Below are 24,323 nucleotides of genomic sequence, written 5' to 3'. Positions count from 1 at the left end.
CTCAATTTTCCTCTGAGGGCCGAGGCATCTTGGAAAACAGCCTGAACACGTTATCACTCGTGATACGCGCAACCTCGTCATTGCTCACGCCAATCGTTTCGGCCAACATGGCGGCCGTATGTTGAACGAAAGACGGCTCATTGCGCTTGCCGCGATGCGGCAACGGGGCAAGGAACGGCGCATCTGTTTCCACCAGCAGGCGGTTACGCGGAACGATGGATGCTATTTCGCGGATTTCCGGCGAGTTCTTGAATGTCAAAATGCCGGAAAAGGAAATATAGCCGCCCAGTTCAATGCCTTTCTCAGCCAGCGCTCGTCCAGAAGAAAAGCAATGGAGAATGAACTGAAAAGCACCCTTCTCCATCTCCTGCTCAAGAATTTCAGCCATATCGTCGTCCGCACTGCGCGCATGTATAACAAGCGGTAACTGGGTCCGACGTGCTGCTTCGATGTGAACGAGAAAACCTTGACGCTGCGCTGCCGGCGGAGCGTAGTCGTAGTGATAATCGAGACCTGCCTCGCCTATGGCTACAACCTTCGGATGTTCCGCAAGGCGCACGAGATCGTCAGCCGTAATGTCCAGTTCTTCATGCGCATTGTTGGGATGGGTACCGACGGAACAATAGACGGACTCATAGGCTTCCGCGATGGCACGGATCGTATCGAATTTCCTGACCCGCGTGGAAATCGTCACCATGCGCTTGATCCCGGCGTCGAGCGCGCGCTGCACAACAGCATCGCGCTCCGGCTCGAAATCGGCAAAGTCGAGATGAAAATGGCTATCGACAAGCATCATCGAACTCAGTTCTACTCTTCTGTTTCCACGTAACGCGGGAATACCGGCTGCGGAGCTGGCAGATCGGCACCGCCGACAAGTTGGCTTGCCGTAACGTCAGAGAACTGACGCTTGTCGGCAGGAATTGCCAATATGTCGAGAAGCTTTTCAGCGGACTGCGGAATGAACGGCTGTACCATGATGCCGACACGCCGGATCACTTCCGCGGTCACATAAAGGACGGTTCCCATACGCGCCGGATCGGTCTTCCGCAACGCCCAGGGCTCCTGCCCCGCAAAATAGCGGTTTGCTTCGGCAACGACAGCGAAGATCGCACCGAGCGCCAGATGCAGCGCCTGATCGTCCATTGCCTTGCGCGCGGTATCCAGCGCCGCCTCGGCCTGGTCCAGAATAGCTTTATCAGCTTCCGAGAATTCACCTGGAACCGGGACCTTGCCTTCGCAATTCTTGGCGATCATCGACAGCGAGCGCTGGGCAAGATTGCCGAGATCATTCGCCAGGTCGGCATTGGTGCGATTGACAATAGCGTCATGGCTGTAGCTGCCGTCCTGACCAAACGGTACTTCGCGCATCAGGAAGTAGCGCAACTGATCGAGCCCATAGCGCTCAACGAGACCGAACGGATCGATCACATTGCCGAGCGACTTCGACATTTTCTCGCCGCGATTGAACAGGAAGCCATGTGCAAAAACCCGCTTCGGCAACGGAATACCAGCCGACATCAGGAATGCGGGCCAATAGACAGCATGGAAGCGAGAGATGTCCTTGCCGATGATGTGGGCATCGGCAGGCCAATAGCCCCATTTTCCGTCCGTAGTGTCCGGATAGCCGAGGGCCGTGACGTAGTTTGTCAGGGCGTCGACCCAGACATACATTACATGCTTTTCGTCACCCGGCACCGGAATGCCCCAATCGAAGGTCGTGCGGGAAATCGACAGGTCCTTCAGCCCGGACTTGACGAAGCTCACGATCTCATTGCGACGTTCCGCAGGCATGATGAAGCCGGGGTTTTGCTCGTAAAGATCGAGCAGCCTGTCCTGATAGGATGAGAGACGGAAGAAATAGCTTTCCTCCTCAACCCACTCGACAGGTGTCCCCTGCGGGCCGTAACGAACGCCGTCCTCGCGAACTTCTGTTTCCTCTTCACCGTAATAGGCCTCGTCACGCACAGAATACCAACCGGCATATCCACCCTTGTAGATATCGCCATTATCAGCCATCGCTTTCCAGATAGCCTGGCTGGCCTTGTAGTGGCGCTCTTCCGAAGTGCGAATATAATCATCATTGGAACTGTTCAGCACGTCTGCCATCTGCCGGAACGCAGCCGTATTGCGGTCGGCAAGCTCGCGCGGCGTGATGCCTTCCTTGCGCGCGCTCTGCAGCATCTTGATGCCGTGTTCGTCCGTACCGGTCAGAAAGAAAACATCCTTGCCGTTCAGTCGCTGAAAACGTGCCATCGCATCGGTCGCGATCAGTTCATACGCGTGACCGATGTGTGGCTTTCCGTTGGGATAAGCAATCGCGGTGGTGATGTAATATTTTTCGCGGCTCATTATGGACCCGGTCTTTCGATGTTTGGAAGCGCGCACTCTGAACAAAACAAGGCACACGCGGAAGAAAATTCGTCAGCGGTGACATAACGCATGTCAGCGGCCATGTCACGCAAGTGGAGGCAGACCAGAACGAAAAGCGCGATGGGTTTTTTCCAGAAGGATTACCACAGCTTGCCGACGGTCGAGATTGTAGGTTTCAGCATCCACGGTTTCGCGTGACAGATCGCTCCAGAATCGCGACCAGCGGTCTGCATCATGCAGTTGCCCGGCCTCAGCGCGACGCCGAGCTTCCACTGCAACCCGCCCCAGCAGGTGGTCGCGAAACAGTTCATACTGAACTTCCGACTCGCGGCCATTCAATATGCCGCCAAGCGCCTGTGCTTTCGGCAGGTCGAAATTCTGTCCTTCAAGAAGGGTGTCGACCGTGTCGGAGATTTCGATACCGCCATTTGCCACCAGCAAAAGTGCCTTGCGCACACTGCCTTCCGATCGCTGGAGCAGCGTTTCCGTTACCCTACCGGCGTCCATTCCGACACCGGGACCGACATGAGACAAGGCGTCCGTAAGCGCCTTATCGTCAAGCGGCTTGAAGCCAATGCTCTGGCAGCGCGACCGGATTGTTGGGAGCAAGCGTCCAGACGAGTGGGAAATGAGGATAAAGAGCGCCCGTGCGGGAGGCTCTTCCAGCGTTTTCAACAAAGCGTTGGCGGCATTGCGGTTCATATCGTCGGCTGGATCGACAATCACGATGCGCCAGGCGTGGTCCGATGCCGTTCTGGTCAGAAAATGCGTGACACGGCGAATTTCCTCCACCGGGATGCCGGTTTTGAACTTTCCGGTCTTCTGATCGAACGGACGGTTGATATGCAGGACAGCCGGATGCATGCCGCCCGCAATCTGACGCCAGAGCGGTCTTGCAAAATCCGGAGCGGCAATATGTTCCGGCGCCTGTCCATTGTTGCCATGCGCCAGCATATGGCCTGCGAGGTGAAAGGCGAGCGTTGCCTTGCCGATGCCCTGCGCACCTTCAAAGAGCAGCGCGTGATGCATGCGCCCCTCACGATAGGCTTGAGCCAGAAAATCACTGATCTCGCGGTGTCCGGAAACATAATCGCTCGCGGATGGCTCAGGCACACCCTCAATCGAATCGTGAGCTTTAGGGACGTCGAGTTCCTCGATCACAACAGCCCCCTTTCCTTTAGAACACTATCGATCTCTCTTGCGATCTCGCCCGCGATCGCGTCTTGCGGGCGATCGGCGTCGATTACCTTGCAGCGCCGAGGCTCTGCTTCCGCGATTGCGAGAAAGGCCTGCCGCCGTGCCTCGTGCACTGCGATATCTTCCTTCTCGAACCGGTCCGCAGTTTCGCTGCCGCGCCGTTTTCCGGCACGTGACAACCCCTTCTCCGCAGGAATATCGAGAATGATCGTCATATCTGGCATGATACCGTCGATAGCAATACGTTCCACTGCGGACATATAGGTGCTGTCGAGATTGCCGGTAACGCCCTGATAAGCGCGGCTGGAATCGATGAAGCGGTCGCACAGAACCACACGTCCCTCGTCCAATGCCGGGCGGATAAGCTGGTCCACATGGTCTGCTCTTGCAGCGGCAAACAGCAGCGCCTCCATCGCCGGACCGTAGTTCTCCGCATTGCCGCTCAGTATGACGTGACGAATTGCTTCCGCACCAGGAGAACCGCCAGGTTCTCGTGTGATGACCGGATCGAAGCCGTTTGCACGCAGGTGCTTGGCCAGCAACGCAATTTGCGTTGATTTGCCCGCTCCTTCGCCGCCCTCGAATGTGATGAACAATCCTGACAAGCCAACTTCCAAATGTTTGAATCGATGTCCGAATGGACTTCTGTGAAAGTTATTATCGGCCTTTGGTTATCAGGTCGAGCCTGGATTACGCATGACGCAGGCTAAAGGTATTTCCGTAGCCAACCTGTGGAAAGCTCCATCGCCGCCCCCAAGGCGCGCTTTGAAAGGCTTCCCTCATCGACAGATTGAGCCGTAAAAACAGGTACATCGCGGAGAATGCTTCCATTCAGCTCAAGCTGAAGAACGCCGACCTGCTGATCGTCGGCAACGGGGGCATCAAGTGGGCCCTTATAGACAATACGCGCTTTAAGCCTATCGCGAGCATTCTTGGGCAGCAACAACTCGACACGGTCCTTGACCTTCAGCGGCACATGCGCAAGCGTACCTCCGAAAACCTGCGCTTCACCTACAATTTCGTTTGCGGGATACAGCAGCACATCGTCAAATGCCGTCATCCCCCATTGCAGGAGCCGCTTTGCTTCCTCCTCACGCTCCTTGACGCTGGAAAGGCCGCTCATCGCCAGATAGAGCCTGCGGCCATTCTGCTCAGCAGCCCCGACGAGTGCAAAGCCGGATGCCTCCGTAAATCCTGTACCCATACCGTCAGCTCCCACATCAAGCCGCAGCAATGGATTGCGGTTGCGTTGCATGATGTTGTTCCAGGTGAAAGCTGGTTGAGCATAATATTTATAGTATTCAGGATGGGCGGTCCGGATATGCTGCGCCAATCTGACCAGGTCCTGGAGAGAAACCGTCTGCCCTTCAGCAGGTAACCCCGTGGAGTTGACGAATCTGGAGGCGGTCAAGCCAAGCTCCCGCGCCCGGTCGTTCATCCGCTCTGCAAAAGCGCGTTCGCTGCCTGCCAGCCCTTCCGCCAGCACGATGGCCCCATCATTCGCCGCCTGAACGATCATTCCCTGCAACAGATCAGCAACCGTCGGCGACGATTTGATGCGCGCAAACATCGTAGACGTTCCTGAAGGAGCGCCGCCCGTTCTCCAGGCATTCTCGCTGACGGGATAAGCAGTATCGAGTGTGGTAAGTCCCTTTTCGAGAGCTTCAAATATCACTTCAGCCGTCATCAGCTTGGCCAGAGAAGCGGGAGGAATCGGTACATTGGCGTTCTTGGAGAGGAGCACCGTTCCGCTCCGGTCATCTACGAGCAACACCTGCGGCGCTTTCGTAACGAATGCTGCGTCAACAGGGGCTGCCCAACAAATAGCTGGCACCAAAACCGCCACCGAAATGCCAGCGGCAGCGGCACGGACGAATATCAGTGTTTTTGATAGCAGCCCCATGCGAACCCCGTTACGTGAGCAATGTCTTAGAGCTTACGCAACGAATCTGACCAAAATCAATATGGCAGCTCTTATCACCGCATCGTGAGCTCAATCGAGACGAACGACAAACGCATTCACTGCACCAGCCTTCCAGGCCTCGCGCAACAGGGCGTCGTTTCCACCCTTCGTCGCCACCGCCGTCAATTCATAGGTTGCGCCGGTTTCGGTCGGAAGCTTGGTCAGTGTGAATCTGGTCAAGCGAGGCAGCGATGACTGAATCTGTTTTGCCTCTTCCAGCGTTTCGAAAGTACCAAGCTCGACATATTCTCCATGTTCTTCAGCCAGGCGACGCTTCCACGCGCTTGAGATCGCATCCTTGGACAAGATGCTGCCATACGCACGCTCCTCAGCATAAGCAGCCACAGCAAGCCGATCGGTGGCATAACCGGCAAGACCGCTCACACCGGCAGCATTCGCCACGCCGAAGCTGGTTGCCGGACGATGCGATGGCACAGGAACGTTTGCCGGCAGCAACGGAGTTGCCCCACCAGACGGATCGCCATAGGCAGGATCGACCGCAAAAGGTGAATTTTCAGGTATAGGCGCAGAGGCCGGAACCGCATCCATCACAGGCATCGGAACACGAGACTTCGGCGAGGTAGGCGTCGGTCCGTTCATCGCCATCATGACGCCAGTTGCCGGCTGGCCGATCGCATCACCACCTCCGGGACGGTAAGAGGCCATCAGGAATGCGTCGTCGTTCCCGTCAAGAGGCGCTCTTCCAACATACTCAACCTTCACATTCGCTGTACCGTGGTGCTGGTAATCGAGCATTTCGGCAGCTTTCTGGGAAAGATCGATGACGCGGTCGAATTCATATGGACCCCGATCATTTACGCGCACGATGACCGAGTTGCCATTGGCAAGATTGGTGACGCGAGCATAACTGGGCAATGGCATAGTTGGATGCGCAGCGGTCAGGTGCGCCATGTCGTAAACTTCACCGTTCGCCGTCAGGCGGCCATGAAAAGCTTCGCCATACCAAGAGGCATGGCCAACTTTGACATAGTTCTTGTCTTCCTTGGGATAGTACCAGCGTCCCTTAACCTTGTACGGCTGACCCGTCTGATCTCGTCCACCGCCACGCGGCAAGGGCTTTCCTTTTGCAAAAGCCACGCGGGGACTGGCTTTCACACCGTATTTGGACTCGGCGAAATATTCCTTGGATCGCTTGCTCTTCGATTTCGGCTGCGGTGCCGATGCGCAGCCCGCCAAGGCGACAGCAATAGCCATGAATGACAATAAGGCGACTGAACCGCGCTTGTCTCGCAGCTTAGCCGTCTTTCCGTTGACCGAATGTTTCAGCCCTCGTTTCGAATCCATACGCCACACGCCCGTTACTCAACAAACGCAACCGGAAACGCTGGTTGCGCCTTTTTAGATTTTAGTGATGTCACCGATTCATTGACGGATCATTAAAGTTTTCGGAATTCTGCCCATTTGAGTCGCGTTGCCCCCCTTCTACTCAACTCCACCGCACCACGTTCATCCTGCCCGATGGAACAATCGTTCATTAGAAACGTTGGATTTTCAACAGGAAGGAGAAAACAAATGTTCAGAGCAATGATCCTTTGGCTGATGGGCGTCCCGCTCATTTTCGTGCTGCTTATCTGGTATTTTTTCTTTTGACGGTGGAACGTTCGGCCCTTTGAACCGTTATTCCTACGGCTCAAATGACCTCCGAGCCAGTCACCTAACGTCATGGATTAGGCCCGTCTAAAAAGGCGGGCCCTTTTTTCGCGCAATCGCGTCAAGGCCTCGCCGCTGGATCGGGCATATAGACTTTTATTGCCTTGCGCAGCAGACGGAAATGGGCGGGCGTCCATGTCGACAACTCCCCGTCAGTATTGACGGCGCGAGGTTTCTTGGTGCGGACAACCACCTCCGTTGTCGGAAAGGCCCGTACATCATCCCATTTCGAATGCGTACCACGACGGAGGCTTGGCAGAAGACGCAACAACTTCCACCAGTGATCGACTTCCAGGCTGTAGAAATCGAGTTTACCGTCATCCACAGTGGCATCCTTCTCTACGGCCATGCCCCCGCCGTAGAATTTTCCATTTCCCACAGAGACCTGCAACGTACGGATTTTTTCCGTCATGCCGTCATGTTCCAGATAGGCCGTAAATAGCTCCGAACGCATGAGAATCCGGGCCGCGACAATCGCGTAGCCGAGCTTGCCCCATTTCTTCTTCGCCGCGGAACTCAGCTGCTGTGCCAGTTCGGCGCTGAAACCTATACTCGCGACATTGAAGTAAAGATGACCGTTCACCTCGCCAAGATCGATGGGGCGCGCCTCATAAGAAGCAATGCGCCGCGCCGCCTCAACCGGATCGGCAGGAATGCCGACGGTCCGGGCAAAATCGTTTGCGGTTCCAAGCGGAAGAATTGCGAGCGGCAGTCCCGTTTCCATCAATCCTCTGGCCGCAGCATTCAACGATCCGTCGCCACCACCAACGATGACGAGATCGCAATCTCTTTCCCCAAGGATCACATCGGAAATCGTCTCGTCATCTTGCGGGCTTCGCTCGACGAGTTGGAGCCCGCCCTGCTCCAACGCGGAACGAATGTCCGCACCGTATCCCCTGCCGTTTCGGGCATGTGGATTTACTATAAGCAGTGCCCGCCGCATTGTGGTCTTGCCCATGGATTTCCTGTCATCTGCAACAGCCTGCAATCTGGCTGCATGGTTGAGAGCGCCATTTGCAGATGGCCCCTCGAACTCGGATATCAATGGGACAGGTCATGAAAAATTTGTCACGGCGCTGTAGTGTTTCGTGAGGCGATGAGATCGATTGGAATGACAAGCCAAGGCTGTCGACAAAACAGTTTGACGAGCCCAGAAAGAGAACATAGGTTGTCAAAACCAACTGTAAATCGTTCTGAAGCGACCTCCTCGGATTTGCCGCTAATTTATTGAAATGTATTACAGTTTGCGGGTATGATGTAATGGTAGCCTGTCAGCTTCCCAAGCTGAACGCGCGGGTTCGATTCCCGCTACCCGCTCCAGCCGGCCCCACTCAAAAGCGAAAGTCTACCGGACATTTTCTCCGGTCTTGGGATCGACTTTGACCTCCACCTTGGCGCCGGCCTTGGTGACATACTCGATCTCATAATATCCGCGATCGTTCCAGTCGACTTCATCGATAAAAGCCGTATCCGCCTTCTGTTCGATTTTTGCGATTATCTCCGAAAGCTTGGAGCCCTCCGGTGGCGGTGCGGCATAAGCGGCAGCGGCGGATAAAACAATAAACAAGGTCGTAGCGGCAAGACGCATGATCTTCTCCTTTATCTACCGTAAAGGATAGGGGTTCAGGCGCCGTCTTCAAGGCCAACGGACAATTACTTGATGATAGGGCTGATCGAACCGGTGAAGGTTTGATCGATCATGGCAGAAAGTTTCGGCTCTGCTCCGGATAAAATCACAACGATGGCAAGCATCAATATCAACGGTGCGGCAAGAATGCCGCTCCTTACAGCCGGTTCAAGAATACGCCGGGTTCTGTTGTGTCGTGTTGATTGCTGATTTCTCATACAACCAACAGTAGCCGAACAGACTTAACCGCCCGTTAAATAACGTAGTTAATAGGTTATCAGCACCTGATTGTCGCTAATTTCCCTTGTTTCCGCGATATATATTCACACCGAGTTCGCGAATTTTCTTGCGCAGCGTATTGCGGTTCAGCCCCAGAAGATCGGCCGCCTTGATCTGATTTCCCCGTGTAGCCGTAAGGCATGCCAGGATCAGGGGATATTCCAGTTCTGCCAGAACCCTGTGATAGAGGCCCGGCGGTGGCAAATCGGAACCGAAAGACGCAAAATAGCGCTGCATGTTCTGCTCGACAGCCTGTGAAATGGAGATATTTTCCATATCTCCGGCACCTGCTGGAACCACATCCGGTTTGGTAAGCTCGGCTCGCAACTCCGTTTCGATAATTTCGGGTGAAATTTCTTCTTGCGGATAAAGCGCCGCGAGCCTTCGCACGAGATTTTCAAGCTCGCGGACATTGCCCGGCCAGGGATATCGGCGCATCATTTCCAAACCAGCAGTGCTGATGCGTTTCTCCGGCAGTCCTTCTTCAGCAGCCCGCTTGAAAAAATGACGCACGAGATCGGCTACGTCCTCGCTTCGCTCGCGAAGTGGCGGCAGGCGCAGAGGTACGACATTCAGACGGTAATAGAGATCCTCGCGAAACAGTCCTTGCGCGATCAGCTGCCGCAAATCCTTGTTGGTTGCAGCAACAATACGCACATCTGTCTTGATCGGCGTGCGTCCGCCGACTGTCATATACTCGCCCTGTTGCAGCACACGCAGAAGACGGGTTTGCGCTTCCATTGGCATATCGCCAATCTCATCGAGAAACAGCGTGCCGCCATTTGCCTGCTCGAAGCGGCCGCTCGAGCGGTTTTGTGCTCCGGTGAAAGCGCCCTTCTCATGACCGAACAGTTCAGACTCGATCAGATCGCGCGGGATTGCCGCCATATTGATCGCAACAAACGGTCCTTTTCGACGTCGCCCGTATTCGTGAAGCGCGCGCGCAACCAGTTCCTTGCCCGTACCGGATTCACCTGTCACCATGACGGTCAAATCCGTCTGCATCATGCGCGCCAGCAAACGGTAGATTTCCTGCATCGCAGGCGAGCGGCCAACCAGCGGCATGTTGTCTGCCTGCTCGTCGGAAAGGGCTGCGGCGGGCTTGTTCTTGGGCTCCGACAGCGCTCGACCAGCTATATTGATGAGTTCCGTCAGATCGAATGGCTTCGGCAGATATTCGTATGCTCCCGCCTCGGAGGCCCGGATTGCCGTCATGAATGTGTTCTGCGCACTCATAACCACGACCGGAAGGTCCGGGCGCATCTTCTTGACGCGCGGGAGAAGGTCGAAGGCGTTTTCGTCGGGCATATTGACGTCGGTAATGACCAGATCCCCGTCACCTGCCGCCACCCAGCGCCAGAGCGAAGCAGCATTGGAAGTCACGCGCACATCGTAACCTGCACGCGACAAGGCCTGGTTCAGCACTGTCCGAATGGCGGCATCGTCATCCGCCACCAATATGGTTCCAGACGGACGTCCTGCGATCATGCGTTATCTCCAGTATTTCCAGCCGTATTTTTCCATGCGGGCATCAAAACCCGAAAAGTCGTGCGCGAAGGATGGCTGTCGCATTCGATGATGCCGCCATGATCACCAATGATCTTCGCGACCAGCGCCAGGCCGAGCCCGGAACCGTTGGTCTTCGTCGTCACGAAGGGATCGAACAGATGCGGGAGCATGTCCTGCGGCACTCCCGGACCATTATCATGCACGCAGAACTCGAGAGGCAGCGCCACCCTGTCCCGCGCACCCGGCACCTGGAGGCGGATGCCCGGACGATAGGCCGTGGACAGAACAATCTCGCCCCCCTCACGGTCACCGATGGCTTCCGAGGCATTCTTCAGCAAATTGAGAAAAACCTGCACGAGTTGGTCGCGATTGGCGAAGACCGGCGGGAGCGACGGATCATAATCTTCCACGAAACGAATCTTCCGCGCGAACCCGTTCTTCGCAATTGCCTTCACATGATCCAGAACCGCATGAATATTGACCGCAGAGCGCTCGATCGGACGTTCATCCGAGAAAACTTCCATGCGGTCGACAAGTGAGACGATCCGATCCGTTTCGTCAGTAATAAGCCGCGCAAGGGCGCGGTCCTCGTCACTGACAACCTGCTCCAGCAATTGCGCCGCGCCACGGATACCAGAAAGCGGGTTCTTGATCTCATGGGCCAACATCGATGCAAGCCCGGTCACCGACCGTGCAGCGCCGCGATGCGTCATCTGCCGATCGATCTTTTCGGCCATCGTCTTTTCCTTGAAGAGAATGACCACCGCTGCCGGCAGTTCTGCGACGGGCGCCACGTAAATATCAACGATACGTTCGGCTCCAAGACGCGGCGACGAAACATCCACGCGATATTCATTCACTGGCATCTGGCTGGTGCGAACCTGATCGACCAGCGCCAGAAGCGGACTGCCGAAAGGCAGAAAGGATTCCAGTCGGTTGCGCGCCAGAATAGACGAGCCGGAACGAAAGAATTGTTCCGCATCCAGATTGGCATAGGCGATATAATTCTCGGCGCTGACCATGATGACCGGCTGGCTAATGGCATCGAGCACGACGGAAGGAATGCCGTTCGCTTCTGTTCTTTCGCGCATCAGGCAACCTCTTTGAGCGCGACTTCCGGAACTTCGCGCGTGAAAATACGGCGCAAAGCATCGATAACGGCTTGCCGGTCGGTTTGAGTCATAACTTCCGCTTTCTCGGCAGGCATACATGCCGCACCCGCATGACGATCAAGATACCAGCCAAGATGTTTACGGGAATGACGGACACCCGTCGTGCTTCCATAGTGGTCGAGCATATCTTCGTAATGCTTTATAATATATTCGAGAACTTCACTTCGCGACTTTGGGGCAAAATCACTTCCTGCGATTGCGCCAGCCAACCAAGGCTGGCCATAAGAAGCACGTCCCACCATCACGGCGTCCGCCCCGGAACGGCGCAGAATTTCCTCAGCATCCTCCCGACACGCCACATCTCCGTTGGCGACCAACGGAATCTTGACCGCATCGCGAACGGCGCGAATTGCATCCCAGTCCGCCTTGCCTTCATAAAACTGGCAACGGGTCCGCCCATGCACAGTCACCATGGCGATACCGGCGCTTTCCGCCCGCCTTGCGAGTTCAGGCGCATTGATGCTTTTCTCATCCCATCCCAGACGCATCTTGAGCGTAACCGGAACCTTGACCGCATTAACGGTGGCCTCCACAAGCGTCATTGCGTGATCAAGATCGCGCATCAATGCAGACCCGGAATAACCGCCCGTCACTTTCTTGGCTGGACAGCCCATATTAATATCGATGATATCAGCGCCTTCTCCTTCGGCGATCCTGGCCGCTTCGCCCATCCAATGGGCTTCACGTCCCGCGAGTTGCACAACGTGTGTTCCAAGCCCTTCTCCGGAAAGGCGCAGAAGACTTTCCCTGTGGCGGTTGCACAGTTCGGCGCTGGCGACCATTTCAGACACCACCATGCCCGCGCCAGCCTCTGCAGCACGCTTGCGGAAAGGAAGGTCCGAAACGCCCGACATAGGCGCGAGAAAGACGCGGTTGGCAAGCGCCATACCGGCGATGTTCAAAGGTTGATCGAGAAAACTCACCAATAATGCCTATTTGATGTGCATAGTGCGATTAGCACATACATTAATCAGTCTCACTTTTCAACGCAAGGAAAAGCGCGCGCAGGATTACGATAAATCAATTGTCGTCTGGCATTTATCCGCGCAAGGCATTATTCGGCTTGGGAACACAACCATTGGCAGAGGCGACAACCATTTCAAAGATTGCAGCAGTCATTGTGGCAGCTGGCCGCGGAGAGCGAGCCGGGCAGAGTGTCGAGGGGCCGAAACAGTACCGGCGCATCGGCGGCGAAGCCGTGCTTGCCCGTACTTTGCGCGTCTTTATCGACTGCCCGCTGATTGATAGCATCGTTGTCGTGATTCATCCTGACGATCATGCCCTTTATGAACGCGCCCTTCCGGAAAACGGAAGCAATATTCTGGTTGTGAACGGCGGCCCCACCCGGCAGGAATCCACTCGTCTTGGTCTCCGTGCGTTGCAAGACTCTGCGCCCCAACATGTCATGATCCATGATGGCGTGAGGCCGTTCGTCGGTCAGGACTTGTTGAAGCGTATCGTTGAAAACCTTGCGCCGGATGAAGGCGTTCTGCCCGCATTGGCTGTCTCCGACACGCTCAAGCAGTCGGCTACGGACGGAACCGTAAAAACGACTGTGCCCCGCGCCGGTCTTTTTGCGGCGCAAACACCACAAGCGTTTCCCTACGCGCCGATCCTTAACGCGCATGAAAAGGCCTTCGCAATCAATCGTTCTGATTTCACAGATGATGCCGCCATTGCCGAATGGCAGGGCATTGCTGTTCGCATCATCGAAGGATCGGCAGACAATACAAAGCTTACCTGGGCAAAGGATATTGAAATGGCTGACAAGCGCCTGCGGCAAGACCACGTTTCGTTTCCCGATATTCGCACCGGCAATGGCTACGACGTTCATTCTTTTGAACCCGGCGATCACGTGACGCTGTGCGGTGTGAAAATCCCCCATGAAGCAAAACTCAACGGCCATTCAGATGCCGATGTCGGACTTCATGCGCTGACCGACGCCCTGCTTGCAACACGGGGAGCCGGCGATATCGGCACGCATTTCCCTCCTTCCGATCCGCAATGGAAAGGTGCGGCTTCCCGCATATTTGTCGAACATGCCGCCAGTATCGTGCGTGAAGCAGGCGGTCGTATCGCCAATGTCGATGTTACCTTTATCAGCGAAGCACCAAAGATCGGCCCGCATCGCGCAGCAATGACAGAAGTGCTTTGCGACATGCTGGGCATTGCAGCGGACCGCGTTTCCGTCAAAGCCACGACCAATGAAAAGCTGGGCTTCGTGGGACGTCGTGAGGGTATCGCAGCAATCGCAACGGCAACCGTCATCTATCCCGGCGAGGTTCCCGAATGAGCGCACTCATCGCAGAAGAAAAAGCCATTGTCGTGCTGGAGGCATGCCGCAACGCCGGTGTAATGATCGCCACGGCTGAGTCCTGCACAGGGGGACTGATAGCCGGAGCCTTGACCGATATCGCCGGATCATCCGACGTCGTGGATCGCGGTTTTGTCACCTATTCTAATGAAGCAAAAGCCGAAATGATCGACGTTCCGCTGGAATTGATCAATCGCCTTGGCGCGGTTTCGAAGGAAGTAGCACTTTCCATGGCTGAAGGCGCACTTGCGCGGTCCCGCGCCGGTGTAACTGTGGCTGTTACCGGGGTTGCCGGACCTGGTGGGGGCTCCGATGAAAAGCCTGTGGGCCTTGTTCACATCGCCTCGGCGCGAAAAGGCTACACGACGCTCCACCGCGAATGCCGTTTCGGTCAAAAAACCAGAGCTGACATCCGCCACGCAACGGTTCTTGCTGCATTGGACCTCGTTCTGGAAAACCTTCGACAGCCTTGAGGCGTACACTTTTATCTGCCGCGCCCTACCTTTGTCTTTGGTCAATATGAGGAGAACATGGCGATGCGTTTCGACGGAAAGGTGGCAATCGTTACCGGTGGGGCAAGCGGCATTGGGGAAGCAACCGCTCGAGCTTTCATTCGCGAGGGAGCGAATGTCGTCATCGCCGATTATTCAGAGCACGGCCAGCAGTTGGCCAATGAGCTTGCAGGCGGCAGCGAGCGGGCATTATTCGTCAAGACCGATGTGGCCGACACGAAAGCCGTGCAGGCGCTGATTGCTAAAACCGTCGAAACCTATGGGCGCCTCGACATCATGTTCGCCAATGCAGGCATCGCCGCAGATGGCCCGATCGATGAACTGGACGAAACTGCATGGCAGAAAACCATCGATATCAATCTTACCGGCGTCTATCTTTGCGATAAATACGCCATCGACCAGATGCGTTCGCAAGGCGGCGGTGTGATCGTGAATTGCGGGTCCATCCATAGTCATGTCGGAAAATCTGGTGTCACGGCTTATGCGGCAGCAAAGGGAGGCGTGAAACTCCTGACGCAGACGCTTGCAATTGACTATGGAGCGCAGAACATTCGGGTAAATGCAGTCTGCCCCGGCTATATCGACACACCGCTGCTCAAGGATATACCCGACGACAAGAAAGAGGCTCTGGTAGCCTTGCATCCAATTGGCCGGCTCGGACGAGCCGAGGAAGTTGCCAGCGTCGTGCTCTTCCTGGCGAGCGACGAGGCTTCCTTCGTCACCGGCGCGTCCATATTGGTCGATGGCGGTTATACGGCGCAATAAACAGCGCCCCCGAAAATCGGGGGCTACATTCAGGCCGTTCCGTAAATCTGATCGGCCCGTTTCTCGAAAGCTTCGGAAAACTTCTTGAAAGCTAGATCGAACATGGTTCCCATGAGAAGACCAAGCGTCCGGCTCTTGAACTCGTAATCGATGAAGAACTCGACATCACATTCGCTGCCATCACCCACCGGTTTAAAGGTCCAGCGATTGTCGAGATAGCGAAACGGCCCGTCGAGATACTTAACATCAATGACATTATCCTCAGGCTTCAGCAATACCTGACTGGTAAATGTCTCGCGTATGAGCTTGTAGCCCACCGTCATGTCGGCAATGAGAAGGGCCTTGCCGTCACGCTCCTTGCGGGAGCGAACCGACAAAGCCTCGCACATTGGCAGAAATTCCGGATATTTCTCTACATCCGCTACGAGGCCGAACATCTGCTCTGCCCGGTGATGCACCCGCCTGACGGTTGTAAACTGCGGCATGTCTGATCTCAGGCCTTGGCTGCGATCTGCGCCTCGCGGGCTGCCCTCAGCTTGGCAAAGTCATCGCCAGCATGATGCGACGAGCGGGTCAACGGGCTGGACGCGACCAGCAGGAAGCCCTTCGTTCGGCCAATCGTTTCGAACGACTTGAATTCATCAGGGGTCACGAAGCGAATGACAGGATGATGCTTGCGGGTCGGCTGAAGGTACTGACCGATGGTCATGAAGTCCACGTCAGCCGAACGAAGATCATCCATCAGCTGAAGGATTTCATTCCGCTCTTCGCCAAGGCCAACCATAATGCCGGACTTGGTGAAAATGGTTGGATCGAGTTCCTTGACACGCTGCAGGAGGCGGATCGAATGGAAGTACCGGGCGCCGGGACGAACCTTGAGATACTTCGAAGGAACGGTTTCCAGATTGTGGTTGAAAACGTCAGGACGTGCCTTAACGACGATTTCAAGAGCGCCTTCCTTGCGCAGGAAATCCGGCGTCAGGATTTCGATCGTGGTCGCAGGCGTGGCTTCGCGGATAGCCTGAATAACTTCCGCGAAATGCTGCGCACCACCGTCGGCAAGATCGTCGCGATCCACCGAAGTAATGACCACGTGAGTCAGGCCCATCTGCTTGACGGCCTTCGCAACATTTTCCGGTTCATTCGGATCAAGTGCGGTTGGAATGCCCGTCGAGACATTGCAGAATGCGCAGGCGCGTGTGCAAATCTCGCCCATGATCATGAAGGTGGCGTGCTTCTTTTCCCAGCATTCGCCGATATTCGGGCAACCAGCCTCCTCACAAACCGTAACCAGCTTGTTCGAGCGAACGATATCGCGCGTTTCGCTATAGCCACGCGAGACAGGAGCCTTGACGCGGATCCAGTCCGGCTTCTTCAGGACAACATTGTCCGGACGATGCGCCTTTTCTGGATGCCGTTCGCGCTTGCCTTGGTTCACCAGATCGAGAACTGTAACCATGCTTTCCCTGCCTATCCGGGCCATTTTCAAGAATGGACCTGAAATGCTTTCAAAATTGGGTTCGGTCCTAATCCCTGCCCTCTACCCTGTCAACTTGAGCGATTTGCTACTCATCGCCGCGTCGCCAGTCCGAGAGCGCGGAAGACCAACGCCCATATGAGGCCAAATACCAAACCAGCGGTCCCCAGCGCTAAGGTGAGCATCCACACGCCATACCAGCCGGCCAAGGCCATTCCGTTGATCGATATGGTGTTCCCGCCAAGAACACTCAAGGTGCCGGCTGCAAACCCCAGCACCAGTCCTCCGACGGTGCACCATTTGATGGTGGGGCAGGCGGCACGCCGCCAAGGCCCTCCGTTTTCGATCAGCGGAATGAGCGTCTCTCCATCTTATGCATTCAGCACGCGACCATAAGCGTCCAGAACGCTTTCCTTCATCATTTCCGAAAGCGTCGGATGCGGGAAGACCGAATGCATCAGTTCTTCCTCAGTGGTTTCGAGGTTCATGGCGATCACGAACCCCTGGATGAGTTCGGTCACTTCCGCTCCGACCATATGGGCACCGAGCAATTGTCCCGTCTTCTTGTCAAAGACGGTCTTGACCAGTCCCTGGTCTTCACCAAGCGCAATCGCCTTGCCGTTTGCGGCAAAGGAATAGCGGCCGACGCGGATATCGTAACCCTTTTCCTTGGCCTTTGCTTCGGTCAGACCAACCGACGCAACCTGCGGATTACAATAGGTACAGCCCGGAATCATGTTCTTTTCGAGCGGATGCACGTTCGGAAGACCGGCAATCTTCTCGATACAGATAACTCCTTCATGCTCAGCCTTGTGTGCAAGCATAGGCGGACCGGCAACGTCGCCGATAGCATAGATGCCCGCCACATTGGTCTTGCCATAACCGTCGATGACAACGCATCCCCGGTCGGTTTTCACGCCGAGAGCTTCGAGGCCTAGGTTTTCAATATTCCCTTGAACACCAACAGCCGAAATCATGCGGTCAACGGTTAGCGACTGCGTCTTGCCATCTTTGGTCTCGATATGGGCGGTCACATTATTTGCGCCCTTCTCCACCTTTGTAACCTTGGCCTCGGTAATGATCTTCAGGCCGCGCTTTTCAAGCTGCTTGCGAGCGAGTGCGGAAATTTCCGCATCCTCAACAGGCATGATCTGCGGCATCAACTCCACGACCGTCACGTCGACGCCCATGTCGTTGTAGAAAGAGGCAAACTCGATGCCGATTGCACCCGAGCCCATCACAAGCATGGATTTCGGCAATTCCTGCGGTACCATTGCCTCGAAATAGGTCCAGATCAGCTTGCCGTCCGGCTCAATGCCCGGCAGAGCGCGCGGACGTGCACCCGTAGCGACGATGACATGCTTCGCCTTGTAGTTGCCCTCACCCAGAACGCCCTTGGGAACGGGGTTCTGCGGCTGCATCGGCTGCTTTGACGACTTCCCGACCGAAATCTCGACCGGATTGCTGCCCGAAGCAGCCTTTACGAGCTTTGCCTCGCCCCAGATCACATCAATCTTGTTCTTCTTCATCAAGAACCCGACTCCGCCGTTAAGTCGGGCCGAAACACCGCGCGAGCGCTGTACGACAGCCTTCACATCAGGTGTGATCGTACCTTCCAACTTGAGGCCGTAATCCTTGGCATGTTCGCCAAAATGCAGGATTTCCGCCGAGCGCAACAGTGCCTTGGTAGGAATACAGCCCCAGTTGAGGCAAATGCCGCCCAGATGTTCGCGCTCGACGATAGCGGTCTTGAGGCCAAGCTGCGCAGCGCGGATTGCGGTTACATAGCCACCCGGGCCCGAGCCGATAACAATAACGTCGTAAATGTCGGCCATATTGTCCTGCCTTTGCTCAGTTCACTTCACGGGTGAGCAGCACCCAGTCGTGTCTTTTGTCCTGCCCAATGCGTTCTATCGCTTCGAGCCGCTCAATTTCCTTGAAACCATGGGCGCCGTAAAGGGAGAGCGCCACATCGTTGTGGCTTTCGGTTATCAGGCTGATTCCCGGATTACCGTTCCGGCGTGCCAGGTCGATTTCATTGGCGACGAGGGCGCGGCCAATTCCTTTGCCGCGAAACTCCCGATAAACGCCAACGCTGTCTATGAAACGGTTGCCTATCGCCTTGCGCTGCAGGTCGATCAACTGATCGAGAACCGGATGCTGCGGCGGGGTGTCGTTCAAACTGTCATCGAGTGTGAAGCCGATCGAAAGTCCGGCAATGTCGCCTGCCCATTCGGCAATCGTAGTGCTCTGCCAGCCTTCGGTCCCGTCAGCGCGCATATACTGCCGCCCCCGTTCCATGGCCGTTTCAGTCCGCCCGTCGAGAACGGCCCCGTACCAGAGCCATGACGCAAAACCGTGCGACGAGATATCGACAAGAATGGCGATCTCTGCGGCTTCACGGCGTTGAGCCGGGCGTAGGTTCAGTTGTCCAGCCATTAAAAAACCTCAGGCGTCGAGTTCATTGGAACGCGACGCCCTTGAAGTTGATCGATCAGACCAGCATACCCATCGGGTTTTCGATGTGGCGCTTGAAGGCCTGTGCAAGTTCCGCAGCCAGCGCCCCATCGACAGCACGGTGGTCGGTTGAAAGGGTTACGGACATAACCGTCGCAACCTTGATTTCACCGTTCTTGACCACTGCACGCTGTTCACCAGCACCGATTGCGAAAATGGTCGCATGCGGCGGATTGATGATAGCGGCAAAGTCCTTCACACCGAACATGCCGAGGTTGGAAACGGAGGTCGAACCGCCCTGATATTCCTCGGGCTTGAGCTTGCGGTCACGCGCGCGCTTGGCAAGATCCTTCATCTCATTCGAGATGGCGGAAAGAGTCTTCGATTCCGACTGACGCACGATTGGCGTAATCAGACCACCCGGGATCGACACGGCAACACCGACATCCGCACGCTTATGCTTCACCATGCCGCCTTCAGTCCAGGAGACATTGGCTTCAGGAATGTCACGCAGCGCAAGAGCAACAGCCTTGATCACCAAATCGTTGACGGAAAGCTTGTAGGCCGGAACCTCGCCCTTCTCGGTCTTGATCATCGGTGCAGCGGCATTGATCTGCGAACGCAGAGCCAGAAGCGCATCCAGTTCACAATCGATCGTCAGATAGAAATGCGGAACAGTCTGCTTCGATTCCACCAGACGGCGGGCAATCGTCTTGCGCATGCCGTCGTGAGGAACGATTTCGTAGGTGCCTTCCTCAAAGAGCTTGAGAACGGCATCGTCAGACATCGGCTTTGGAGCGGTAGCGGAGACGGCTTCGGCCTTCGGCGCAGCGGCCTTTACGCCACCCGACGCCAGAGCAGCTTCCACATCCCGCTGAACGACACGTCCATGCGGACCGGTGCCCTTCACAGCAGCAATATCGACACCGGTTTCCTTGGCAATGCGACGCGCGAGCGGCGACGCAAACACCCGGTCACCCTTGTTCGCAGCAGCAGGCTGCTCTGCCTTGGCTGGTGCAGGGGCTGCCACAGGAGCGGCAGCTGGCTTTGGCTCTTCCTTCGGAGTTTCGGCCTTTCCTTCAGCCTTAGGGGCAGAAGCTGCACCCTTGGCCGCAGCAGCCGCGTCCTCGCCTTCCTCGGCGAGGATGGCGATCAACGCATTGACCTTGACGCCTTCGGAACCCGCGGGAACGACGATCTTGGCAATCGTGCCTTCATCCACGGCTTCCACTTCCATCGTGGCCTTGTCGGTCTCGATTTCAGCAATGACATCGCCAGGAGCGATCTTGTCGCCTTCCTTGACCAGCCACTTCGACAAATTGCCTTCTTCCATCGTCGGAGAAAGCGCTGGCATGGTGATATTGATCGGCATGTCCAGACCCTTTCTGTTTAAGCGGTATAGGTAACGGATTTCACCGCTTCGACCACTTCGGCGACAGTCGGCAGCGCCAGCTTTTCCAGATTTGCCGCGTAAGGCATCGGAACATCCTTACCGGCAATGGTCAGGATCGGCGCATCGAGATAATCGAAAGCCTGCTGCATGACGCGGGTAGCAATTTCCGTACCCACCGACGACTGCGGGAAACCCTCTTCCACAGTCACCAGTCGGCCAGTCTTCTTGACCGATTCGATGACAGTCGGAATGTCCATCGGACGGATCGTGCGCAGATCGATGATTTCGACATCGATGCCCTGCTCGGCCAGCTCTTCTGCCGCCTTGACGGCGTAGGTCATGCCGATACCGAACGAAACGATGGTCGCGTCCTTGCCCTGCTTGTGAATGCGGGCTTTGCCGATCGGCAGAACGAAATCATCAAGCTTCGGCACATCGAAATGGTGACCGTAAAGAATTTCGTTTTCGAGGAAGATCACCGGATTCGGATCGCGGATAGCAGCCTTCAGCAAGCCCTTGGCGTCAGCAGCCGTGTACGGCATGACGACCTTCAGACCGGGAATATGGCTGTACCAGGCAGCGTAGCACTGCGAGTGCTGGGCAGCAACGCGCGCAGCCGCACCGGATGGACCGCGGAAGACCATCGGAGCGCCCATCTGCCCGCCGGACATATAAAGCGTCTTGGCAGCGGAGTTCACGATCTGGTCAATTGCCTGCATGGCAAAATTGAAAGTCATGAATTCAACGATCGGGCGCAGTCCTGCGAAAGCCGCACCAACACCAACGCCGGCAAAACCGTGCTCGGTAATCGGGGTATCGACAACGCGCTTGGGACCGAACTCATCGAGAAGGCCCTGCGTTACCTTGTAAGCGCCCTGATATTCGGCAACTTCTTCACCCATCACGAAAACGTTCGGGTCACGGCGCATTTCTTCAGCCATCGCATCGCGAAGCGCTTCGCGAACCGTGGTGGAGACCATTTCGGTTCCAGCCGGAATGTCTGGATCGGACGCCACTTCGAGCGCGGGAGCCTTGGGCGCAGCCGGAATAGCGTCGGCCTTCTTTTCTTCAGCCTTGGGTTCTTCCTTGGCTTCGGCCTTCGGCGCTTCAGCCTTGGCGGCAGGAGCAACACCGATATCGGAAGCGCTTTCCCCATCACCGAGAAGCACGGCAATCGGCGTATTGACCTTCACGCCTTCCGTGCCTTCATCGACAAGGATCTTGCCGATCGTGCCTTCATCGACAGCTTCGACTTCCATCGTCGCCTTGTCGGTTTCAATTTCAGCGATCACATCGCCGGACGTAACCTTGTCGCCTTCTTTCTTCAGCCACTTGGAGAGCTTGCCCTCTTCCATGGTTGGGGAAAGTGCGGGCATGAGAATTTCTACAGGCATGACAACACCTTCCTGGAATTAGAGCAGAATATCCGTGTAGAGCTCGGATGCATCCGGCTCCGGATCGTTTTGAGCGAAATCGGCAGAATCGGCGACAATGTCGCGAACTTCCTTGTCGATTTCCTTCAGCTCTTCCTCGGTTGCCCAACCCTTCTCGATCAGACGCTGCTTGACCTGCTCGATCGGATCGTGTTCGGAGCGCATCTTCTGCACTTCCTCCTTCGAACGATACTTGGCCGGGTCCGACATCGAGTGACCGCGATAGCGATAGGTCTGCATGTCGAGAATGATCGGCCCCTTGCCGGAACGCGTCCATTCTACAGCCAGGTCGGCAGCAGCCTTGACCGCACGAACATCCATACCGTCGACCTGGATGCCCGGAATATTGAAAGAGAGTCCGCGTTTCGAGAAATCGGTTTCTGCGGACGAGCGCGAAACCGATGTACCCATGGCGTAGCGGTTGTTCTCGATGATGTAGACCACCGGCAGCTTCCACAGCGATGCCATGTTGAAGCTTTCGTAGACCTGCCCCTGATTGGAAGCGCCGTCACCGAAATAGGTCAGCGTGACATTGTCGTTGTCGCGGTAACGATTCGCGAAAGCTAGACCCGTGCCGAGCGAAACCTGTGCACCGACGATACCGTGACCACCGTAGAAGTGCTTCTCTTTGGAGAACATGTGCATGGAGCCGCCCTTGCCCTTGGAAAGGCCGCTGCGGCGTCCGGTCAGTTCGGCCATGACGCCGCGCGCGCTCATGCCCGCTGCAAGCATATGACCATGATCGCGATAGGCGGTGATAACCTGATCACCTTCCTTCAGCGCCATCTGCATTCCAACCACCACGGCCTCCTGGCCGATGTAGAGATGGCAGAAACCGCCAATGAAGCCCATGCCGTAAAGCTGTCCGGCCTTTTCTTCGAAACGCCGGATCAACAGCATTTCGCGATAAGCGTCCAGCTCCTGCTTCTTGTCGAAGTTCGCAGGTGCAGGTGCCTTGGGTGCAGTTACAGAAGACGCCTGCGCTTTGTTAGCAGGCGCCTTTTTAGCCCTCGGTGCCATTTCTCGCTCCCTAAATTGTCGTTCTATTGTGACGTTATACGGGCGCACCACAAGATACAATATGCGCCCAGAGCATAGCTGCTATGTCGCCAAACCCTTAAAAACATATCACAAAAAGACAATTAACCGGATTTCAGTTAATTCGATCGATCTTCCCGGGAAGTGATAATTGTCACTTCATCGGGATGGGAGAGATTAAGCGCCCTGCGGGCCTGCTCGTCAAGCATATCCTTTTCGATGGAACCGTCACGTAAAAGTGTGACTCGCTTTTCAAGCGCGTTGCGATCGGCAGTTACCTGTTCGAGCTGCTTGGCCAGAAGGCTTTTCTGCTCTTCCAGTTGGATACGGGAATAAAGACCGAACTCGCCATGATAAGCGTGAAAGCCAAAGTAGCTCAGAAACGCAGCCGTCAGGATAGGCAATACAAAACGCCCACGGATCGATTTACGCTTCTGCTTGGTCCACATTTCGGCTTCCTTCCCGGATATTCGGAGCCACGGCGAATCCTGCGAAAGGCAGCATTCCGAATTCCACCATCAAGCATTATTTTGCTTAACAGAGATTTACCAGAACCCTCGCTACGGCCAGTGGGGCAGCGTTTTTGTATGCTCAAAAAGCGGAAAGACGCGGAGCGGCCAGAATAGGAAAGCGGCTCACCGTCAGAACAAGCCGCTTCCTCGTTTTCATAGAAAGTCTTTAATCTGATCAGACATCAACGATGGTGAAAAAGCCGCCAAATATCATGCGCTTGCCATCAAATGGCATCTGGTCGCCCATTGCTTTCATGCGCGGGTCACTCATCATCTTGCTGTTTGCAGCATCGCGCGTTGCCTTGTCGGGATATTCGAACCAGGAGAACACAACCTCCTCGTCGGCTTCAGCCTTAACAGCACGTCGAAAATCGGTGACCTTGCCATCCGGCACATCGTCTCCCCATGCTTCGACCATGCGCGTTACGCCGAATTCCTTGAACAATACAGCCGCTTCGGCAGCATGTTTGCGATAGAGTTCCTTGTTCGCCTTGGGGACCGCGACAACAAATCCTTCAATATAAGCCATCTTCTCTCTCCCGTTGCTAGCTCCGCCCACGGCTCGGTTACCAGAATTGCAAGCCGTTCCCTCATCAGCTTGAGCACCAATGCAATAATATTGATATCAATATAA

23 protein-coding genes and 1 tRNA gene are annotated in these 24,323 nt (G+C 55.7%); 4 read left to right on the top strand and 20 right to left on the bottom strand.

Features of this window, described 5'->3' with window-relative positions:
* Position 1 precedes the first annotated feature (1 nt).
* From JNC63_RS03745 to JNC63_RS03715, 7 genes are all read right to left on the bottom strand, one after another.
* Positions 2–793, bottom strand: coding sequence for a TatD family hydrolase (locus tag JNC63_RS03745; protein ID WP_063882407.1), 792 nt, complete (start codon positions 791–793; stop codon positions 2–4).
* Positions 794–807: 14 nt separating this feature from the next.
* Complete coding sequence (gene metG, locus JNC63_RS03740; RefSeq protein ID WP_063882251.1) at positions 808–2,349, bottom strand: methionine--tRNA ligase; 1,542 nt, start codon at positions 2,347–2,349, stop codon at positions 808–810.
* Between the two features lie 105 nt (positions 2,350–2,454).
* The gene (locus JNC63_RS03735) at positions 2,455–3,531 is read right to left on the bottom strand and encodes a DNA polymerase III subunit delta' (RefSeq protein WP_063882248.1); all 1,077 of its coding nucleotides are present in this window, start codon (positions 3,529–3,531) and stop codon (positions 2,455–2,457) included.
* Complete coding sequence (tmk, locus tag JNC63_RS03730; RefSeq protein WP_063882246.1) at positions 3,528–4,172, bottom strand: dTMP kinase; 645 nt, start codon at positions 4,170–4,172, stop codon at positions 3,528–3,530. Before tmk ends, JNC63_RS03735 begins: the two co-directional genes overlap by 4 nt.
* A gap of 101 nt (positions 4,173–4,273) precedes the next feature.
* On the bottom strand, positions 4,274–5,470 hold the full coding sequence (locus tag JNC63_RS03725) for a D-alanyl-D-alanine carboxypeptidase family protein (RefSeq protein WP_063882245.1): 1,197 nt from the start codon (positions 5,468–5,470) through the stop codon (positions 4,274–4,276).
* 90 nt (positions 5,471–5,560) lie between these two features.
* Positions 5,561–6,835: a septal ring lytic transglycosylase RlpA family protein gene (locus JNC63_RS03720; protein ID WP_063882243.1), complete on the bottom strand. Its 1,275-nt coding sequence runs from the start codon at positions 6,833–6,835 to the stop codon at positions 5,561–5,563.
* A 427-nt stretch (positions 6,836–7,262) separates the two neighbouring features.
* The gene (locus JNC63_RS03715; protein WP_063882241.1) at positions 7,263–8,159 is read right to left on the bottom strand and encodes a lipid kinase; all 897 of its coding nucleotides are present in this window, start codon (positions 8,157–8,159) and stop codon (positions 7,263–7,265) included.
* Between the two features lie 288 nt (positions 8,160–8,447).
* Between JNC63_RS03715 and JNC63_RS03710 the strand changes: the two genes are divergently transcribed.
* A tRNA-Gly gene (locus tag JNC63_RS03710) sits at positions 8,448–8,521 on the top strand.
* A gap of 25 nt (positions 8,522–8,546) precedes the next feature.
* On the opposite strand, the gene JNC63_RS03705 is transcribed toward JNC63_RS03710, so the two are convergent.
* The 4 genes from JNC63_RS03705 to dusB form a co-directional block, all read right to left on the bottom strand.
* On the bottom strand, positions 8,547–8,789 hold the full coding sequence (locus tag JNC63_RS03705; RefSeq protein WP_063882239.1) for a PepSY domain-containing protein: 243 nt from the start codon (positions 8,787–8,789) through the stop codon (positions 8,547–8,549).
* A gap of 333 nt (positions 8,790–9,122) precedes the next feature.
* Positions 9,123–10,595 carry a nitrogen regulation protein NR(I) gene (ntrC, locus tag JNC63_RS03700; protein WP_021585207.1) on the bottom strand — a complete coding sequence of 491 codons (1,473 nt, stop codon included), beginning with the start codon at positions 10,593–10,595 and terminating at the stop codon, positions 9,123–9,125.
* Complete coding sequence (locus tag JNC63_RS03695) at positions 10,592–11,707, bottom strand: two-component system sensor histidine kinase NtrB (protein WP_063882237.1); 1,116 nt, start codon at positions 11,705–11,707, stop codon at positions 10,592–10,594. Before JNC63_RS03695 ends, ntrC begins: the two co-directional genes overlap by 4 nt.
* A complete protein-coding gene (gene dusB / locus JNC63_RS03690) occupies positions 11,707–12,711 on the bottom strand; it encodes a tRNA dihydrouridine synthase DusB (protein WP_171053456.1) in 1,005 nt (334 codons plus the stop codon). Before dusB ends, JNC63_RS03695 begins: the two co-directional genes overlap by 1 nt.
* A gap of 140 nt (positions 12,712–12,851) precedes the next feature.
* Between dusB and JNC63_RS03685 the strand changes: the two genes are divergently transcribed.
* The 3 genes from JNC63_RS03685 to JNC63_RS03675 all read left to right on the top strand — a co-directional run bounded on the left by JNC63_RS03685 (position 12,852) and on the right by JNC63_RS03675 (position 15,379).
* The gene (locus JNC63_RS03685) at positions 12,852–14,081 is read left to right on the top strand and encodes a bifunctional 2-C-methyl-D-erythritol 4-phosphate cytidylyltransferase/2-C-methyl-D-erythritol 2,4-cyclodiphosphate synthase (RefSeq protein WP_063882405.1); all 1,230 of its coding nucleotides are present in this window, start codon (positions 12,852–12,854) and stop codon (positions 14,079–14,081) included.
* Entirely contained in the window at positions 14,078–14,575 is a 498-nt protein-coding gene (locus JNC63_RS03680; RefSeq protein WP_063882233.1) for a CinA family protein, read from the top strand. The genes JNC63_RS03685 and JNC63_RS03680 overlap by 4 nt, the downstream gene beginning before the upstream one ends.
* A 63-nt stretch (positions 14,576–14,638) precedes the next feature.
* Positions 14,639–15,379: an SDR family NAD(P)-dependent oxidoreductase gene (locus JNC63_RS03675; protein WP_063882403.1), complete on the top strand. Its 741-nt coding sequence runs from the start codon at positions 14,639–14,641 to the stop codon at positions 15,377–15,379.
* Positions 15,380–15,408: 29 nt separating this feature from the next.
* Here the strand turns inward: JNC63_RS03675 and JNC63_RS03670 are convergent, their stop codons facing one another.
* The 9 genes from JNC63_RS03670 to JNC63_RS03630 form a co-directional block, all read right to left on the bottom strand.
* Positions 15,409–15,864 (bottom strand): type II toxin-antitoxin system RatA family toxin, encoded by a 456-nt coding sequence (locus tag JNC63_RS03670; protein ID WP_063882231.1) that lies wholly within the window; start codon positions 15,862–15,864, stop codon positions 15,409–15,411.
* 8 nt (positions 15,865–15,872) lie between these two features.
* Positions 15,873–16,838, bottom strand: coding sequence for a lipoyl synthase (gene lipA, locus JNC63_RS03665; RefSeq protein ID WP_063882230.1), 966 nt, complete (start codon positions 16,836–16,838; stop codon positions 15,873–15,875).
* A 389-nt stretch (positions 16,839–17,227) separates the two neighbouring features.
* Positions 17,228–18,691 (bottom strand): dihydrolipoyl dehydrogenase, encoded by a 1,464-nt coding sequence (gene lpdA, locus JNC63_RS03660; RefSeq protein ID WP_063882227.1) that lies wholly within the window; start codon positions 18,689–18,691, stop codon positions 17,228–17,230.
* A 16-nt stretch (positions 18,692–18,707) separates the two neighbouring features.
* A complete protein-coding gene (locus JNC63_RS03655; RefSeq protein WP_063882225.1) occupies positions 18,708–19,295 on the bottom strand; it encodes a GNAT family N-acetyltransferase in 588 nt (195 codons plus the stop codon).
* A 55-nt stretch (positions 19,296–19,350) separates the two neighbouring features.
* Complete coding sequence (locus JNC63_RS03650; protein WP_063882224.1) at positions 19,351–20,685, bottom strand: pyruvate dehydrogenase complex dihydrolipoamide acetyltransferase; 1,335 nt, start codon at positions 20,683–20,685, stop codon at positions 19,351–19,353.
* 17 nt (positions 20,686–20,702) lie between these two features.
* Positions 20,703–22,100, bottom strand: coding sequence for a pyruvate dehydrogenase complex E1 component subunit beta (locus tag JNC63_RS03645; protein ID WP_063882222.1), 1,398 nt, complete (start codon positions 22,098–22,100; stop codon positions 20,703–20,705).
* 18 nt (positions 22,101–22,118) lie between these two features.
* Positions 22,119–23,159: a pyruvate dehydrogenase (acetyl-transferring) E1 component subunit alpha gene (gene pdhA, locus JNC63_RS03640; RefSeq protein ID WP_063882220.1), complete on the bottom strand. Its 1,041-nt coding sequence runs from the start codon at positions 23,157–23,159 to the stop codon at positions 22,119–22,121.
* 137 nt (positions 23,160–23,296) lie between these two features.
* Positions 23,297–23,626, bottom strand: a complete 330-nt coding sequence (locus JNC63_RS03635; protein ID WP_021585219.1) for an FtsB family cell division protein — start codon at positions 23,624–23,626, stop codon at positions 23,297–23,299.
* Positions 23,627–23,864: 238 nt separating this feature from the next.
* On the bottom strand, positions 23,865–24,218 hold the full coding sequence (locus tag JNC63_RS03630; RefSeq protein ID WP_063882218.1) for a DUF1428 domain-containing protein: 354 nt from the start codon (positions 24,216–24,218) through the stop codon (positions 23,865–23,867).
* Between the last annotated feature and the right edge of the window lie 105 nt (positions 24,219–24,323).

This window comes from Brucella ciceri, assembly GCF_041930145.1.
In the GTDB taxonomy this organism is placed as follows: Bacteria; Pseudomonadota; Alphaproteobacteria; order Rhizobiales; family Rhizobiaceae; genus Brucella; species Brucella intermedia.
The sequence above is the reverse complement of the archived record's forward strand: the minus strand, read 5'-3'. Positions and strand labels throughout refer to the sequence as shown.

Bases quoted from the DNA above. Each gene is read 5' to 3' on its own strand.
- JNC63_RS03745 (WP_063882407.1), bottom strand. From the start codon at position 793: ATGCTTGTCGATAGCCATTTTCATCTCGACTTTGCCGATTTCGAGCCG.
- metG (WP_063882251.1), bottom strand. From the start codon at position 2,349: ATGAGCCGCGAAAAATATTACATCACCACCGCGATTGCTTATCCCAAC.
- JNC63_RS03725 (WP_063882245.1), bottom strand. From the start codon at position 5,470: ATGGGGCTGCTATCAAAAACACTGATATTCGTCCGTGCCGCTGCCGCT.
- JNC63_RS03720 (WP_063882243.1), bottom strand. From the start codon at position 6,835: ATGGATTCGAAACGAGGGCTGAAACATTCGGTCAACGGAAAGACGGCT.
- JNC63_RS03715 (WP_063882241.1), bottom strand. From the start codon at position 8,159: ATGGGCAAGACCACAATGCGGCGGGCACTGCTTATAGTAAATCCACAT.
- JNC63_RS03705 (WP_063882239.1), bottom strand. From the start codon at position 8,789: ATGCGTCTTGCCGCTACGACCTTGTTTATTGTTTTATCCGCCGCTGCC.
- ntrC (WP_021585207.1), bottom strand. From the start codon at position 10,595: ATGATCGCAGGACGTCCGTCTGGAACCATATTGGTGGCGGATGACGAT.
- JNC63_RS03695 (WP_063882237.1), bottom strand. From the start codon at position 11,707: ATGCGCGAAAGAACAGAAGCGAACGGCATTCCTTCCGTCGTGCTCGAT.
- JNC63_RS03680 (WP_063882233.1), top strand. From the start codon at position 14,078: ATGAGCGCACTCATCGCAGAAGAAAAAGCCATTGTCGTGCTGGAGGCA.
- JNC63_RS03675 (WP_063882403.1), top strand. From the start codon at position 14,639: ATGCGTTTCGACGGAAAGGTGGCAATCGTTACCGGTGGGGCAAGCGGC.
- JNC63_RS03670 (WP_063882231.1), bottom strand. From the start codon at position 15,864: ATGCCGCAGTTTACAACCGTCAGGCGGGTGCATCACCGGGCAGAGCAG.
- lipA (WP_063882230.1), bottom strand. From the start codon at position 16,838: ATGGTTACAGTTCTCGATCTGGTGAACCAAGGCAAGCGCGAACGGCAT.
- lpdA (WP_063882227.1), bottom strand. From the start codon at position 18,691: ATGGCCGACATTTACGACGTTATTGTTATCGGCTCGGGCCCGGGTGGC.
- JNC63_RS03655 (WP_063882225.1), bottom strand. From the start codon at position 19,295: ATGGCTGGACAACTGAACCTACGCCCGGCTCAACGCCGTGAAGCCGCA.
- JNC63_RS03650 (WP_063882224.1), bottom strand. From the start codon at position 20,685: ATGCCGATCAATATCACCATGCCAGCGCTTTCTCCGACGATGGAAGAA.
- JNC63_RS03645 (WP_063882222.1), bottom strand. From the start codon at position 22,100: ATGCCTGTAGAAATTCTCATGCCCGCACTTTCCCCAACCATGGAAGAG.
- pdhA (WP_063882220.1), bottom strand. From the start codon at position 23,159: ATGGCACCGAGGGCTAAAAAGGCGCCTGCTAACAAAGCGCAGGCGTCT.
- JNC63_RS03635 (WP_021585219.1), bottom strand. From the start codon at position 23,626: ATGTGGACCAAGCAGAAGCGTAAATCGATCCGTGGGCGTTTTGTATTG.
- JNC63_RS03630 (WP_063882218.1), bottom strand. From the start codon at position 24,218: ATGGCTTATATTGAAGGATTTGTTGTCGCGGTCCCCAAGGCGAACAAG.